Origin of the sequence: Hymenobacter sp. APR13 (assembly GCF_000737515.1) — a bacterium.
Taxonomy (GTDB): domain Bacteria; phylum Bacteroidota; class Bacteroidia; order Cytophagales; family Hymenobacteraceae; genus Hymenobacter.
In genome coordinates this window covers 2825702-2840377 of the sequence record NZ_CP006587.1, presented here as the reverse complement: position 1 = coordinate 2840377, position 14676 = coordinate 2825702, and the positions used below count along the sequence as shown (strand labels likewise).

General features: G+C 58.3%; 15 protein-coding genes. 7 read left to right on the top strand and 8 right to left on the bottom strand.

Annotated features, from left to right (window positions below; all coding sequences use genetic code 11):
- The first annotated feature begins 145 nt into the window (after positions 1 to 145).
- Complete coding sequence (locus N008_RS11975) at positions 146 to 547, top strand: hypothetical protein (protein WP_044016269.1); 402 nt, start codon at positions 146 to 148, stop codon at positions 545 to 547.
- A 102-nt stretch (positions 548 to 649) separates the two neighbouring features.
- On the opposite strand, the gene N008_RS11970 is transcribed toward N008_RS11975, so the two are convergent.
- Positions 650 to 2179: a hypothetical protein gene (locus N008_RS11970; RefSeq protein ID WP_156109268.1), complete on the bottom strand. Its 1530-nt coding sequence runs from the start codon at positions 2177 to 2179 to the stop codon at positions 650 to 652.
- A 378-nt stretch (positions 2180 to 2557) separates the two neighbouring features.
- The gene (locus N008_RS23175) at positions 2558 to 2803 is read right to left on the bottom strand and encodes a hypothetical protein (protein ID WP_156109266.1); all 246 of its coding nucleotides are present in this window, start codon (positions 2801 to 2803) and stop codon (positions 2558 to 2560) included.
- Between the two features lie 117 nt (positions 2804 to 2920).
- Between N008_RS23175 and N008_RS11960 the strand changes: the two genes are divergently transcribed.
- The 4 genes from N008_RS11960 (at position 2921) to N008_RS11945 (ending at position 7228) form a co-directional block, all read left to right on the top strand.
- Entirely contained in the window at positions 2921 to 4651 is a 1731-nt protein-coding gene (locus N008_RS11960) for an ABC transporter substrate-binding protein (RefSeq protein ID WP_044016262.1), read from the top strand.
- Between the two features lie 4 nt (positions 4652 to 4655).
- On the top strand, positions 4656 to 5708 hold the full coding sequence (locus tag N008_RS11955) for an ABC transporter permease (protein ID WP_044016260.1): 1053 nt from the start codon (positions 4656 to 4658) through the stop codon (positions 5706 to 5708).
- Positions 5705 to 6694 (top strand): ABC transporter permease, encoded by a 990-nt coding sequence (locus tag N008_RS11950; RefSeq protein ID WP_044016258.1) that lies wholly within the window; start codon positions 5705 to 5707, stop codon positions 6692 to 6694. The genes N008_RS11955 and N008_RS11950 overlap by 4 nt, the downstream gene beginning before the upstream one ends.
- Positions 6695 to 7003: 309 nt before the next feature.
- Positions 7004 to 7228, top strand: a complete 225-nt coding sequence (locus N008_RS11945) for a hypothetical protein (RefSeq protein ID WP_044016256.1) — start codon at positions 7004 to 7006, stop codon at positions 7226 to 7228.
- A 171-nt stretch (positions 7229 to 7399) separates the two neighbouring features.
- Here the strand turns inward: N008_RS11945 and N008_RS11940 are convergent, their stop codons facing one another.
- Both N008_RS11940 and N008_RS11935 read right to left on the bottom strand, forming a co-directional pair.
- The gene (locus N008_RS11940; RefSeq protein ID WP_044016254.1) at positions 7400 to 8305 is read right to left on the bottom strand and encodes an SDR family oxidoreductase; all 906 of its coding nucleotides are present in this window, start codon (positions 8303 to 8305) and stop codon (positions 7400 to 7402) included.
- 41 nt (positions 8306 to 8346) lie between these two features.
- The gene (locus N008_RS11935; RefSeq protein ID WP_044016253.1) at positions 8347 to 8988 is read right to left on the bottom strand and encodes a peptidylprolyl isomerase; all 642 of its coding nucleotides are present in this window, start codon (positions 8986 to 8988) and stop codon (positions 8347 to 8349) included.
- Positions 8989 to 9159: 171 nt separating this feature from the next.
- On the opposite strand from N008_RS11935, the gene N008_RS11930 reads away from it, so the two are divergent.
- A complete protein-coding gene (locus N008_RS11930; RefSeq protein WP_052381473.1) occupies positions 9160 to 9810 on the top strand; it encodes a DUF2238 domain-containing protein in 651 nt (216 codons plus the stop codon).
- 91 nt (positions 9811 to 9901) lie between these two features.
- Here N008_RS11930 and hemC read toward each other — a convergent pair whose 3' ends face one another.
- From hemC to N008_RS11910, 4 genes are all read right to left on the bottom strand, one after another.
- The gene (hemC, locus tag N008_RS11925) at positions 9902 to 10840 is read right to left on the bottom strand and encodes a hydroxymethylbilane synthase (RefSeq protein ID WP_231569695.1); all 939 of its coding nucleotides are present in this window, start codon (positions 10838 to 10840) and stop codon (positions 9902 to 9904) included.
- Between the two features lie 199 nt (positions 10841 to 11039).
- Positions 11040 to 12179 (bottom strand): ATP-binding protein, encoded by a 1140-nt coding sequence (locus N008_RS11920; protein WP_044016248.1) that lies wholly within the window; start codon positions 12177 to 12179, stop codon positions 11040 to 11042.
- 88 nt (positions 12180 to 12267) lie between these two features.
- Entirely contained in the window at positions 12268 to 13506 is a 1239-nt protein-coding gene (locus N008_RS11915; RefSeq protein ID WP_044016246.1) for a GlmU family protein, read from the bottom strand.
- A 182-nt stretch (positions 13507 to 13688) separates the two neighbouring features.
- Positions 13689 to 13934, bottom strand: coding sequence for a type B 50S ribosomal protein L31 (locus N008_RS11910; RefSeq protein WP_044016244.1), 246 nt, complete (start codon positions 13932 to 13934; stop codon positions 13689 to 13691).
- 201 nt (positions 13935 to 14135) lie between these two features.
- On the opposite strand from N008_RS11910, the gene N008_RS11905 reads away from it, so the two are divergent.
- A complete protein-coding gene (locus tag N008_RS11905; RefSeq protein ID WP_044016242.1) occupies positions 14136 to 14540 on the top strand; it encodes a hypothetical protein in 405 nt (134 codons plus the stop codon).
- Positions 14541 to 14676 lie beyond the last annotated feature (136 nt).

Here is a 14676-nt window from a genome sequence, read left to right as displayed (position 1 = left end):
CTGTTACTAGCGAGCTAGCGCCGTTCCTATTGAGTAATAGTATATTTCAATAATATAATTTGTTTACTGCATTTATCTAATAAACAATTGCTTTATTTGCGAACACGAACAGCTTACACCTTCTGTTTGCACTTACATGCCTACTATGAAAAGCCTATTTGCCCTGCTGCTGGCTGGCAGCCTTGCCACTGCGTCGCTCTCCGCTCAGGCTCAGCAAGCCTCTGACCGGCTTCGGGCCGAAGCCATGGAAGACACTCGGTTGCTGGCCAATCGGATTGCGCTGGATGACGCCCGCTCCGTACGAGTCCGCCAACTGACGTACGACCGCCTAGTCCAGGAAAGCCAGATTACAACCATGTACGGCGACGATCCGGCAATGCGCCAGAACAAATTGCGCGTAGTGGAGGAAGAGTACACAGCAAAGCTCAAGGACCTCCTAACCTCTGTGCAGTTTGATCGGTATCAGGCGCTGGTAGCTGCCGGGACTGCTCCCGCGGCACGGCACACGGCGACTGCACTTAAGGCTTCTTCAGCCTCGCCAAAATAACCTACTCCACCCTGCTGCCTACCACACGAGTAGGGAGTGTAGCTCGCTACACTCCCTACTCGTTTTTGTTTGTTTCTACGCAGTTGCAGAGGCCGTATTAAGCTACACCAGCTTTTTGTCTTGCTCGGCGTTGTAGAGCGCCGTGGTTTGCAGAATATCCAGCGTAATCTGCCACAGCTGTTCGTAAGGCACAATTTCGATTTCAGCGAAGGCCTCACCGGGTGGCGGCGAGGCCTGTAGCTTCTTCAGTACCGCTTCTCCCTTTTTGCGGCTGGTTGTTGGGTTGAATTCTTCCTTAACGACGATTGCTAGCAGCCGGAAAAACAGTTGGCTTCGCACGTTGCCGGTTTCCCGCAAATACCGCTGCTGATATTTGCGTAGGCTTTCGAGTCGAGTAAGAATGTTTTCTAGGTCGCGCTGGCGCAGGAAGTGCAGAAACTGCAGAATCAGCACCGCAACGTTGTAGCCCTGCTTGTCGCGGCTGTGGTCAGGTACGGTTTGCACGAACGTGGTGAAGTTGCGCATGCGCACCGGCGACAGTTCCGGCCGCACAAACTGCAGATACACCATGTACAGGTCCCAGCGCTGCTGAGCCACAGCCTGCTGCTTATCGAAATACACGTTTTTGCGGGCAGTAGCCAGCAGTTCCAGTGCCTCGCCATACTGCCCGGCATGAATCGCCAGCAGCAGATAGATTTCCAAGTAATACAGCCAGTTCACCGAGGAATGGTGAAACTCTTTAGCGTGTAGCTCTGCCAGCCGTAAGCCATTCTCTACTTTCCGGCTGCGAAAGTGTGCGTATACACTCATATACGCATTAAAGCGCTTGTCAAAACGCTTATTGTTGATTTTGCCTTGCTCCAGCAGCCGAGCCGTGGCCCCGGTAATCCTGATTATCTCCTGGTAATTTCCCAGCAACTCCTGCTGAATAAGCTGTACTCGGTAGTGGTAATGGAAAGTAATGAATGTGCCCGCGGATTTGTAGAACTCTGCCAGTTTCTGTACCACCCCGTCCATCTTATCCAGAATGGAACGACGGGTGCGCACATTGTAAGCAACTGTTCCTTTTACGTCCCAATACAATTGGGACGCTTCTTCTTCTATTGCCAGCGTCTTTTGGCTTTTCTCCAATAGCAGCTTATTGGCCTGGTAGCGGGCCGGCATTCGAATATCTGCATATATGCCACGTAGCAGTTGGCCAAACAGCACCACATATTGCGTCATTTCATGGGTTTGCGCCAAACGCTGCCCCTTTCTACTCAACGATTCGGCAGCCTTCAGTTCCCCTTCTGAATACAGCACGCTCACCTGCATGTAGAGGTTCAGCACCTGATATTCGTAACGGCGGGACACCAGATGGCGCGTGTCCGTCTCATCCAGGAAATACAGATGATTCAGCAGCTTCTGCTGCACCCTCGACTTCAGTTTCCGAAACGCTGCGTACCGCGTCCGATCAGCTTTACCGTATAAGGTTTTAACAATTTGCTGCTGTGACTTTGGCTGTCCATCAACCAATTGTTGCACCAGCTGCATTTCTTTATTGGAGGAATGACGGGCCGTAAAGTCAAGCAACGGAAGCACTTTCAGCTTCCTGTCTGTCACAATACGAGCTAAATTTATCAGTTCATCCATTAGCAAAACGCCCTATACAGGCTATTATCGTTGTTTTTGAGATTGGGCTTGTCATAAAATTCCTGTCACAAAACAACACAGTTTTTCCTTTACTGTCACTACTATCCTGTTGGACATTTGTAGTGGTGAAATATGTTTTTTTAATCGTAAAATGTCACACTCCACCTGAGTTTAGGCACAGATTTCAGCCCGCTCAAGCTTGCTAATCACAATGCAGCAGGCTTATGACAGGAAATTTAATGTAATTAAACATATTTTTTATAAATATTATACCAATCACTTTTACGCTAATAGTGTCCTTTACGTGGCTTGCTCCAGCGCCCACCTTTGTGTCAGTCAATCACTTGAAACACACAAAAGCCAAGCGCCATGCTAGAATTAATCGCCCTCGCCCTGCTCCAGTTTTCGAGCTTCACCGCTGACTTCTCCGGCGGCATCCGTTCCACTGATTCTCCTACAATGACGATGGCTGCCGACCACGGTGCCGGTGGCTGGACAGGTGTTGATGCAGAACATGGTGCCGGCGGCTGGACTGGTATTGATGCTGACCACGGTGCCGGCGGATGGACTGGTATCGATGCTGACCACGGTGCTGGTGGCTGGACGGGTATCGATGCTGAACATGGTGCTGGTGGCTGGACGGGCCGCTAGGCTGCAGCCAAGCCTGTGCGTGTGCGGTAGTCGCTGCCACAAATTTCCTGGCTAACTTGCCTGCCGGGAAACTTTGCCTGCGATGCGCACATGAAGTCTTTACTGTCCGGGGTATTGCTATTGCTTACAGGCTGGTACGGATTGGTAGGCTGCAACTCGGCAGCCAAGCCATCGGCGGCCATTCGTATTCGCTGGGCCGACGATCCACGCTCGCTCGACCTGCTGACGGCTCTTACCCCACAGGCCACGGAAGTTATCAACCTCTTGCACTGCAGCTTGCTTATGGGCGAGCCCGACAAGCAGCAGATAGTACCGTGGCTAGCCGACTCGCTGCCACGCATCGAGCAACAGGGGCCACTTACGCTGCTACACTACCGCCTTCGGCCAGAGGCTACCTGGGATAATGGCACGCCCGTATTGGCACAGGACGTGGCCTTCACGCTCCGTCTGCTGAATTGTCCTGGGCTCCCAACCGAGTTTTCCCGCCTCCAGTACGGTGACATTCTCGACATCCGGCTAGATGCATCAGATCCGCGGCGCTTCACGCTGGTACGCGCCGGCTCTTCGCTGGATATGGTGCTGTCCTCCGGCGACTATTCCATCCTGCCGGAATACGCGCTGGATCCGGCCGGGCAACTACGCGCTGTGCCTTTTTCATTGCTGAAAACGGATACCGCTGCGGCCATCCGGCAATATCCGGCTATCTTGGCTTTTGCGGCCCGTTACCGCCAGGCACAGCTCGGCCAGCACCCAGAGCGCCTGCCAGGCTGCGGACCTTATACAGTAGCCGCTTGGCGCCCGAATCAGTATTTGCGTCTTCAGCGCAAACCCAATTGGTGGGCCAACCGCCTTGTCCGGCCAGCCAGCTGGCTTCAGGCACAGGCAGCACAACTCGAATTCCGCGTCATCCCGGATGATGGTACTGCTACGCTGGCCTTACGGAGAGGAAATCTGGACTTGTACCCGATGCCTTCGGCCCGCATATTTACGCAATTGAAGAACTCGGCCGACAGCAGCCGCCTGACCTTCGCTACAGCCGACACCTACGAGTCGACGATGGCGGGCTTTAATACGCAGCATGCTTTTTTGCACGATGCCGTTACGCGCCGCGCACTTACGTTGCTGTTTGATGCTCCACGTCTGATTCAAGCTACCCAACCCGGGCTTGCTTACCGAAGCCCAAGTATGATTTCACCCCGGGATAAGCAGGCTTTCAACGACAGCCTGGCAGTTCCCCAATTTTCTCCCACGCAGGCTGCTGCTTTGCTGCAACAGGCGGGCTGGCAGAAACACCCCGACGGAACCTGGTGGAGAGGCCGCACGGGCCCATTGGCGCTCAGCATCAGCTACCGCAGCGAAGCCGCGGCCCACGAAACAGTGGCCCTGCAGTTCCGCGAGGCGGCTACCGGACTAGGCATCAAGGTGCAGCTACGTCCGACCGAAAACAGTTTGCTCCAGCAGCAACTCGTTGCCGGCGAAGTCGAGGTGTTCGTTCGGACGATATCAGGCAATCCGTTTACGTACAATTTCAAGCCTATCCTACACTCACAGGGTATCGGCCTCTTCAATTTCACCCGGTTTAGCTCGCCAGACGCCGACCACTTGATAGAGGCTATAGCTACGGCAAACCGCCTAGAGATGCGCAATAAGCTGCTGCGCCGTTTTCAGCGACTCCTGCAGCAGCAGGCTCCGCTCACAGTGCTATACTTTTCGCGCAACCGGGTGGTAGCTTCCCGCCGGCTGCAGCCGGTGCAGGCCACCAGCGTGCGGCCCGGCTACAATGCTCTCCAGCTGAAGCTGGCTGCGCTTCCGGCCCGGTAAACCTATGATCGGGCGCTTGGGTATCCGGCTGGGCCGGCAGCTACTGGTGATGTGGAGCATTCTCACGTTGTTGTTTCTACTAACCCGGACGCTACCCGACGAGCAGCAACTGTTGGCCCGTTTCGGCGGCATCCCTACGGGCGCAGCTCCAAGCGTCGGCCAGATTCAGGCGGCCCAACAGCAGGCCCGCCACCGGCTGGGGCTCGACAATCCGCTGTTCTACTTTTCCCGGCTCAGCGCTCCTTCCACGCAGTTTCTGGCACTACGGTGGCAATGGGAAGGCCGCCATAACCAATACCATCAATGGCTGGTGGGGCTTTGGTGCGGAGAGTTAGGCAACTCCTACCAAACCCAGGAACCGGTAGGGCCACTGCTGACCCAGGCATTATACACCACTGTGCCGCTTACGCTGCTGGCGCTACTGCTGCTGCTGGTGCTTAGCGGGACACTTGCAATCGGGCTGGCCCAAGCCCGGCGACCGGGGCCGCTTGTAACGGTGCTGTTTGCGTTGGATACGCTCCCGCTGTTTGCCGTGGCATCGTTGCTGCTGCTCCTGTTAGCTAACCCCGATTTTCTTGCGCTTTTTCCAGCCTATGGCCTGGCAGAAGAAACTGATTCCGAGAGTTCTTTGACGTATCTGAGCTACCTGGTGCTGCCGGTAGCCAGCTTGGTGCTGACTGGTATTGCCGAGCCGACGGTGCAGCTGGCGTCTGCGTTACGCCATGAGTTGCAACAGCCGTACGCACTGGCTGCACGCGCTAAAGGGCTGTCGGAGCGGCAGGTACTCTGGCGCCATACCCTGCGCAATGCCGCTCTACCCAGCCTTGTGCTCCTGACCGATCTGCTGCCTAACCTCCTGGCTGGCTCGGTGGTGGTGGAGCTTATTTTTGCCCTGCCGGGAGTAGGACGGCTGCTCGCCGAAGCCGCTACCGCCCGCGACTATCCGGTATTGTTAGGCGGTGTGCTGCTGCTTGTAGTGTTGCGGCAACTGTCGCTCTGGGTGGCAGATGGCCTGCACTACCTGCTCGACCCACGCCTTAGCCCGGCTGCTGCGTGACACACTTCCCACTTTTCTACCGCTGGGGCCAGGGCCTGAGTTGGAGCTGGCTACTGCTACTGCTGGCAGCAGCCTTGCTCGCCGACTTCCTACCTCTATCTGCCTTTCCGGACTTGCTGCACACAAGTGCGCCTCCCCTCACCCCCGGCCACCCGCTGGGCACCGACCCTCAGGGCCATGATGTACTGGTTAGCCTGGTGTATGGCGCCCGCACGGTGCTGCTAATGAGTGTACCGGCTACGCTGCTCGCCACGTTGCTGGGTGTAGTTTTGGGAGGAGCAGCTGGCTTTTGGGGCAATGCCGGCCTGCGCCTGCCCTTTGCGGTCCTGCTTACTGGTGGCATAATCGGGCTGCTGTACCTGCTGCTACAGGCCCCCGCCAGCGGCTACTCAGCTATCTGGTGGCCTGTAGGGTTGCTGAGTGTTGGTGCAGTAGGGGCTAAAATTCTGGAGCGCCGCCAGTGGTTGAAGCGTCCCATAGCACTGCCCATTGACACGTGGTTTTCTATGGCTATTGTAGCACTGGCCTCCTTACCACGCCTAGTAGTGGTGCTGATAGTAGCTGCCTCCATCGAGCCGAGTGCAGGTTCCATAACCGCCCTTCTTGTTGTGGTTTCGTGGCCCACACCAGCCCGGCTGATGCGCGCCGAAACCCGCAGAATTCGGCTGTTGCCTTACCTGGAAGCTGCCCGGGCACTTGGGCTGCCTACTTACAGCGTGCTACTGCGCCATATTCTCCCTAACAGTTGGCGAGTAATACGCGCATCCTTACCCATGAATCTGGCGGTCCTGATAGGCCTGGAAACCACCTTATCCTTTCTAGGAGTGGGCCTGCCTCCGGAGCTACCGAGCTGGGGACGCCTACTGGCAGCCAGCCGTTTAGCTCCGACGAACTGGTGGCTCATCGTGTTTCCTGTAGTAGCTCTGTTGCTTACTGCGCTTGCTTTACGCCAATTGCTCCCAGCCACCAAAGCCCAGAGCAATTAAAGCGAAGAAGCTGACTTTCCAATGTCACATATGAGCTTATTTCAGACAAATCATGGGGCACAACCAGCTTCGATTCAATGCCACGATAATTTATAATGATCTGATTATAAAAAATATGTATTATTTATAATATATACAGCACGTTAACTCGCGTCGGTCTTAGATCCATTATAGCGCCAAAAAAGCATAGTCACAAATACACAGCAACTGTCCTTTACAGCCCTTGGCATGGCATGTAGTTTTGTAATGTGCTAAAGGTTCTAGATAGTTCTCTCAGCATTTCTACAGGCTGTTCTCTACTGGCTATCTATGGCCTCCTTACTTCTCAAACGCCGGCAAGGACACGCATTGCGCTACTTGCTTCTGGAAATGGCAACTCACCAGCGCGCTGCTACTACGCTCGCCGGTTTCCAGACGATTGATGGAGAAATGGTGTCTTATATCGCAGGAGAACAGGCCATCCGGTCGGGCACTGCGGTGCTGATTGGCGGGCTGCTGGTAGGAACAGTTTTGCCTCAATTCGACAATTACTGATTCAAATAGATTTTATGTTAGTATTCAGGCTGGCGGTGCTCTAGTAGCATTCCATCCAGTGAACAATGTTGCAATAGGTGTGTAAAAACCCCGCCGGTTCTGCCCGCGGGGTTTTTGCGTTTATCACTAGCTGGCCCTGGCTGGCAGGATGATTGTATGGCGGCCAGCCACTCAGTCGGCCGCCGTCTGGCGCGCCACTTCGGCAATCCCTTCTTCGAAGGAATGGGGCCGGTAGCCTAGCTCCCGGCGTGCTTTTTCAATGATAAAGCCGGTGCGCAACGGCCGTTGGGCGGGCTGCGAGAATACACTGGCATCCACTTTTTCAATCAGAGCATCATCCAGCTGGAAATAGGCGGCCACCCGGAGTGCCATCTGATACGGGGTCAGCATTTCGTCGCTGCTGATGTGGTAGAGGCCAGTGGCGTGGTGCCGGGCCACCAGCCAGCAGCCCTGGGCCAGATCCTCGGCCAGGGTGGGCGTCCGGAACTGGTCGTTCACCACCTTAATGGGCTTTTTTGCCCGTAGCGAGTCGCGCACCCAGAGCACGATGTTGGTGCGGCCGTACTCGTGCGCCACCCCATACACCAGCACCGTGCGCACAATGGCCCACGGTGCACGGCAGGCCTGCACCAGCCGTTCGGCAGCTACCTTGCTGGCTCCGTAGAAATTCCCCGGAGCCGGAACGGCGTCCTCAGCCAGCGGGCCAGCTTCGCCACTAAAAACGAAGTCGGTACTGAGGTGGGTGAAGTGGATCTGGTGCGTTTCGCAGGCAGCTACCAGATGCCCGACGGCCGTTACGTTTTGGAGCCAGCAGGCTTCCTGGTTTAGCTCGCACTCATCCACGTTGGTCATGGCGGCCGTGTGGATGAGGTGCGTGGGCTGCTCCTGCGCCAGCACCGCCGCCACCTGGGCGCCATCTGTAACATCCAGCGGCACGAAGCGCACCTCGGGGTAGAGCGTGGCCAACTTGTTGGGCCCGCGCGAAGTGGCAATGAGCGTTAGGCCGGGCTGGGTGCGGAGCAGGGCCACCAGCTTTTGCCCCAGCAAGCCATTGGAACCCGTGACGAGAATACGCATAGCTCTACCAACTGAATGTGGAACAGGACGCAGAACGGGCCTTAATAGGTGTAGCCGTAGAGCTCCGTGATTTTCTTTTTCTTCAGCTTCTCCACCTTCATCGTCATTTTGATGTCGGTCAGGGGCCGGTCGCGGCCGTCTTTGGGCTGGGCGGCAATTTTGTCGATGATGTCGAGGCCGCTCACAACCTGGCCGTAGACGGTATACTGGCCGTTGAGGTGCGGCGTGCCGCGGTGGTTCTGCACCAGATAAAACTGCGAGGCACTGCTGGCCCGCTCGGGGTTCACGAAGTCGGCCTGGCGGGCGGCGGCCAGCGCGCCGAACTTATGGGTGAATTCGGGCCGGATTTCGGCCGGGATGGTGCCTTCGTTGGGTTGGCCCTGGCCATCGTTGGTGGGGTCGGCGTCTTTGCTGCCGGGGTCGCCGCCCTGCACCATGAAGTCGGAGATGATGCGGTGGAAGGTAGTGCCGTTATAGAAGCCGCTTTCGGCCAGCTTCAGGAAGTTGGCTTTGTGCTTGGGTGTGGCATCGAAGAGCACCACCTTGATATCACCGAGCGAGGTGCTGATGGTGACGAGCTGATCTTTCTTGCTGGTCTTGGGGAATTTGGCCGCGTAGAGGGCCGGCGCCAGCAGCAACAAAAACACCCCAAGCAAAACCGAAAAACGGGAAGCGAAACGCATAAACAGGAAGGATATGAAATTGAGAAGGCGAAAGTAAGGGGTTTGACGCAGAGCCGCCCGGTTTGCAGGCCGCCCGTCTGTGGGCACACCCCGAATATATTTTTCCGCGAATATCCTCCCTAATGCCGCCAATGGCGTATGAGGCGCCAGTTTCCCTCTCACTCTTTTTTCATGACGACTGCCTTACCCCCTACCGCTACCCCCAGCCTCGCGCCGCCGCCGCCCCACTGGTTTCCGAAATTGCTGCTGGCCATCTACCTGATTGAGTTTGTGGCGCTGGGCATCAACCCGGCCGAGCGCGGCACCTGGTGGGCCGAAAACGTGCCGATTTTCCTGATTGTGCTAGCCCTGGCGGTGCTGTACGTGCGCGGCACGCGCTTCTCCAACCTGGCCTACGCCCTGATGAGCGTGTTGCTGTTCATGCACACCGTGGGCGGCCACTACACCTTCGAGAAAGTGCCGTTCGACTGGTTCAACAACCTGTTTGGCTTCAAGCGCAACATGTACGACCGGGTGGCGCACTTCTCGGTGGGCTTCTACGCCTACGCCATCATCGAGCTGACGGACAGTTACGGCACCATCCGCAACCGCACCATCAGCTACCTGTTTCCGCTGTGCGTCATCGGCACCGTGGCCATGGCCTACGAGCTGATTGAGTGGGTGTACGCCGAAGTGGCCGGCGGCAACGCCGGTGCCGCCTTCCTGGGCAGCCAGGGCGACATCTGGGATGCGCAGAAGGACATGCTGGCCGATACCAGCGGCGCCATTTTCGCGCTGATTCTGTACGCACTCTTTGGCCGGGGCCGCCGCGAGGCCGCCTAGCGCCTGCCGATACTTATTCAGCAAAAAGGCCTCGTTTCTGTGCAGAAACGAGGCCTTTTTTTTATGTAGTACAGATTCGTGAAAGCAGTGCCTACGCGTCTCTTTCGCGGCGGATTTCGTCGAGAATCTGCTGGCCGCCGCGGGCCAGTACGCTTTCGGCAATGCGAATTCCCAGCGCTTCGGCTTGGCTGGCGTCGGCGGTCTGGGCTTCTTCCAGCAGTTTGCCGCCATCGAGGCTGATGAGGCCGCCGTGCAAGTGCACCACAGCGCCATCGGAGCTGAGGGTGGCCAGCGCGAAGCTGGGGATGCTGCAGCCGCCTTCCATGGTGCGCAGGAAGGCCCGCTCGGCGGCCAGGCACACGTGGGTAGCCGGGTGGTCTAGGATGCGGTGCAGCTCGGTTTTGAGGGCCGGCTCCAGGGTGCGGGCGCACTCAATGGCCACGCTGCCCTGCCCGGTGGCGGGCACAAACTGCGTTTCGGGCAGCACGTGCCGGATCAGGTGGTCGTATTCCATGCGGTGCACGCCGGCGTAGGCCAGCACCAGCGCGTCGTACTGGCCTTCTTCGAGCTTGCGCAGGCGCGTCTGGAGGTTGCCACGGGCTTCGGCGGTGCTGGCGTTGGGCAAAAAACGGCGCAGCATAGCCTTGCGGCGAGTGCTGCTGGTGCCCAGCACGAGGCCCGGCTTGCGCAGATCCAGATCGGGCTGGAAGCTCACCACCACGTCGTTGACCTGCTCGCGCTCCATGAACGCCAGCAGCTCCAGGTCGTCGGGGATGGTGCTTTGCACGTCTTTGGCGCTGTGCACGGCAATATCGATGTGGCCGGTGCGCAAGCCCACTTCCAGCTCTTCGGTGAACACGCCTTTGGCCCCGATTTTATCCAGGGAGCGGTCCAGCACCACGTCGCCTTTGGTGGTGATGATGACGATTTCGGAAGCCAGGCCGGCCTGCTCCAGGCAAGCCGCTACGTGGTGGGCCTGCCACAGCGCCAGCTTGCTGCCCCGGGTGCCAATGCGAATGGGCTTTTTCAAGTAAGAATTCTGAATTAGAAAGTAAACGTGTAAGCTTGCGATGCGCAGCAGCTTTATGTCCGGTTCTGCGCCGACATTGACGCCGGCCCGTCGGCAGGTCTGGCAAAGGTACGGTGCGGCTGGTTTGGGCGGGTGGCTATAGCGGTTTTAGCGGCAGCTATACCTTTTTAGCAAACTGTATTTTCCGCCTCTATTCGCTCTAGGTGGCCATTTTCAGTAGCGTAGCCATCCGAAGCGACACATCCACGAACACCATGCGGGGGTTGGCGTTGCGCTCGATGTGGTAGTGCGCTTCGTTCAGCTCGCGGGTGATGGGGTCGGCGTTGAGGGGCGTGACGAAGCGGCTGAAGCCCTGCACAAACGGCTGCTCTTGCGTGGACAGGTGCGGCACCAGCTGCGGATCGAGGCCGAAGAGCAGCACCTTGCGCAGCAGCGTGAGGGCGTACTGCAGAAACTCCTTCTGGTTTTCGCGGCCTAGCTTCTGGAATTCGTCGCTCCGCTCCAGCATCTCGCTCACTTTGTTGCTGAAGCAGGTGCGCATCCAGCCCGCAAACAGCGCAAAGTAGTCGTGGTCGGTGGCGGCGGCGTGGTGGGCGGCCAGGGCGGCGCCGGGGTTGCCTTCCGCGAGCTGGGCCAGCTGCCGGGCCTTCACTTCGGGCACCTGGTGCTCGTCGCGCAGCCAGTTGGTGAGGTCCTGCTCGGAGAGCGGGCGCACCACCACGGGCTGCACCCGGCTGATGATGGTGGGCAGCAGCTGCTCGGGCGCGTGGCTGACCAGCAGAAACACCGTGGCCGCGGGCGGCTCTTCCAGCAGCTTGAGCACGGCGTTGGCCGCGGCCGGGTGCATCAGCTCGGGCTGCCAGATCACCACCAGCTTGTACTGCGCCTCAAAGGCCTTGAGGCTCACAAGCCGCAGCAGCTGCAGGCTTTCTTCCTTGGAAATGCTGCCCTGCTTGTTCTCGGCCCCGATGTGCTGCATCCAGTCGTTGAGGCCCTGGTAGGGGCTGTCGAGCACGAAGGTGCGCCAGTCGGCCATGAACTTGCTGCTGGTAGCGTCCTTGGCCACGGCCTTGGTGGTCGTGACGGGCACGATGAAGTTCAGGTCGGGATGGATGAGCTTGTCGATTTTCTGGCAGCTCGGGCACAGGCCGCAGGAATCGTCGGCGTCGGGCGTGCGGCTCTCGCAGTTCAGAAAAGCCGCGAAGGCCAGCGCCAGCGGCAGCGCCGCCGAGCCCTCGGCCCCGCGAAACAGCTGGGCGTGCGCCACGTGGTTTTGCTGCACGCTGCGCACGAGCAGCTGCTTCACCTGTTGCTGGCCAGGAATGTCGGAGAAACGCATGGAACTGGGGGGGGGCGCGGTGGGCTTGGTTGATTGGAACGGCGGCGGCCCGCATGGCACCATCGTGCGCCACGCGGGCCGGGCCTGACTACAGCTCCGTGCCGCCAACCGGCGCGGCGGGGGCAGTCCGCTCCCACACCCGGTCTTTCACGGTTTGCTCGTACACGTGGCGCATGATGTCCTGCTCCACCTGGTCGTAGGCCAGGCTGCGGCGGGCCATCACGCGCTCCGCAACCTCAGCCACTTTGGGCAGCCGGAAGGTTTCGAAGCCGGCGGCACCGCCCCAGCTGAAGCTTGGAATGAAAGTGCGCGGAAAGCCGGCCCCGAAGATGTTGGCGCCCACGCCCACCACCGTGCCGGTGTTGAACATGGTGTTGATGCCGCACTTGCTGTGGTCGCCCATCATCAGGCCGCAGAAAGTCTGGCCGGTGTTCACGAAGCGGCCCGCCGAGTGGCTCCAGATTTTGACGGGCGCGTAGTTGTTTTTGAGGTTGCTGGTGTTGGTGTCGGCGCCCAGGTTGCACCACTCGCCAATCACCGAGTTGCCGAGGTAGCCGTCGTGGCCTTTGTTGCTATAGCCGAGCAGGATGCTGTTGCCGACTTCGCCGCCCACCTTGCTGAACGGGCCCACGGTGTTGTCGCCGCGCATTTTGGCGCCGGCATTGATGTGGCTGCCTTCGCAGAGCGCCAGCGGCCCGCTGATGATGGCGCCTTCGTGCACCTGCGAGTTTTTGCCGAGGTAAATCGGGCCGTTTTCGGCGTTGAGAATGGCAGCGCGAATCTTCACACCGGGCTCGATGAACACGTTTTCCGGCGCGTACACAATGGTATGCGCGTCGCCGACGGGTGCCGACTCGCGGCCTTTGGTCAGCAGGTCGAAGTCGCGGCGGATTTCGGCGCCGTTGCGCAGAAACAGGTGCCACACTTCCCGGATAATGGTAATGGGCTCGACTACGTCGCGGGTTTTCTGGAAGCCTTCCTGAATCAGCTCGGCTACCTGGGTGGCATCGGCGAGGTGGGCCGCAACCAGCGTTTCGTCGCAGAACAGCGCCTCGCCGGCGGCCAGAGCCTGCACCTGCTGCACTAGCACGTCATCGGGGCAGATGGCGCCATTGATGACCAGCGCCGGGCCCGCAGTGGCGCCGGCTGGGTACTTGGCCTGCAGATACGGCTCGGTGAGGTAGCCCACGGGCTGCCCACCGAGCCGTATCTGCCACTTTTCGGCCAGCGTCAGGATGCCGCAGCGCAGCGCCGCCACCGGGCGCGTAAACGTGAAGGGCAGCAGATGGGGCCGGATGGCCGGATCGTCGAAGAGCAGAACGTGCATGGAAACTTAGTGCTTAGTGCCTGGTGCCTGGTGCTTGGCTTAAGCCAGCGTTCCAGGCGCAGCGAGTAACAAGCTGCAAAGGTGGGCAGAAAAGAAAAAACTCCTGCCAGGCGAGCCGGCAGGAGTTTTTAGAAAATCAGTTGTACGAAGCACCAGGCACTAAGCACCAGGCACTCAGAAAACTACTTCTTCTTGTAGCGGGTCATGAACTTCTCTACGCGGCCAGCCGTGTCGAGCAGAACGTTTTTGCCGGTGTAGAAGGGGTGCGACTCCGAGCTAACTTCCACTTTCACGACGGGATACGTCTTACCGTCTTCCATTGTGATGGTCTCGTTGGAGTTCATCGTCGAGCGGGTAACGAATTTGAAACCGCTGGAGCTGTCCTGGAATACCACTTCGCGGTACTCGGGGTGGATGTCTTTTTTCATGGTCGGAATACCGTTTGTGCCTAGTTGCCTGCCGATTTTGCGGAAGGGACTGCAAAAGTACATGTTACGCGCAACTTTCAAAAGCTTATCCGGCTCTTTTCTGCAATTCCGGTATCCGGCTGCCTCAGCTACCGGAATTTGTTTATTTTTGAAGCCCTGCCTTACCTATCTGTTATCAGCCTACCTATTACACTCTCCCCCATGCTTCCCCACAAAGCTACGCGGCTGTTGCTGCTGTTCCTGCTCCTGTGCACTACGCTGGCGATGGGTGCTACCATTACGCTCTTTCAGGCCGTATTTGACAGCAATAATGTGCGCGTGACCTGGGAAGTGGCCAGTGAAAGCGGCGTGCAGAGCTACGAGCTGTACCGCAAAACCAACGCCGACCCCGGCTTCAACCGCCTCACCACCCTCGCCCCCACCGGACAGGGCCGCTATCAGTACCTCGACACCGACGTGTACCGCGGCGCGCAGGGCGGCGGACCGTTCATCTACCGCCTGAACGTGCGCACCACCACCGGCGACCAGCAGTACACCAGCACCCTCGGCCAGACGCCCAGCGCCGTCCAGCGCTCCTGGGGCAGCATCAAGTCGATGTTTCGGTGAGTGGGTTAATAGTTGAATTGTTTAAAATTGCTTGTAGCCGGCTGGTCCGGCTTTTTTTGTGTTGTTTCTTTTTCCTTTGCGCCGGACCGTGGCCAGGTGTTCAGCCATCAAGCCATTTACCCATCAAACAATTAAG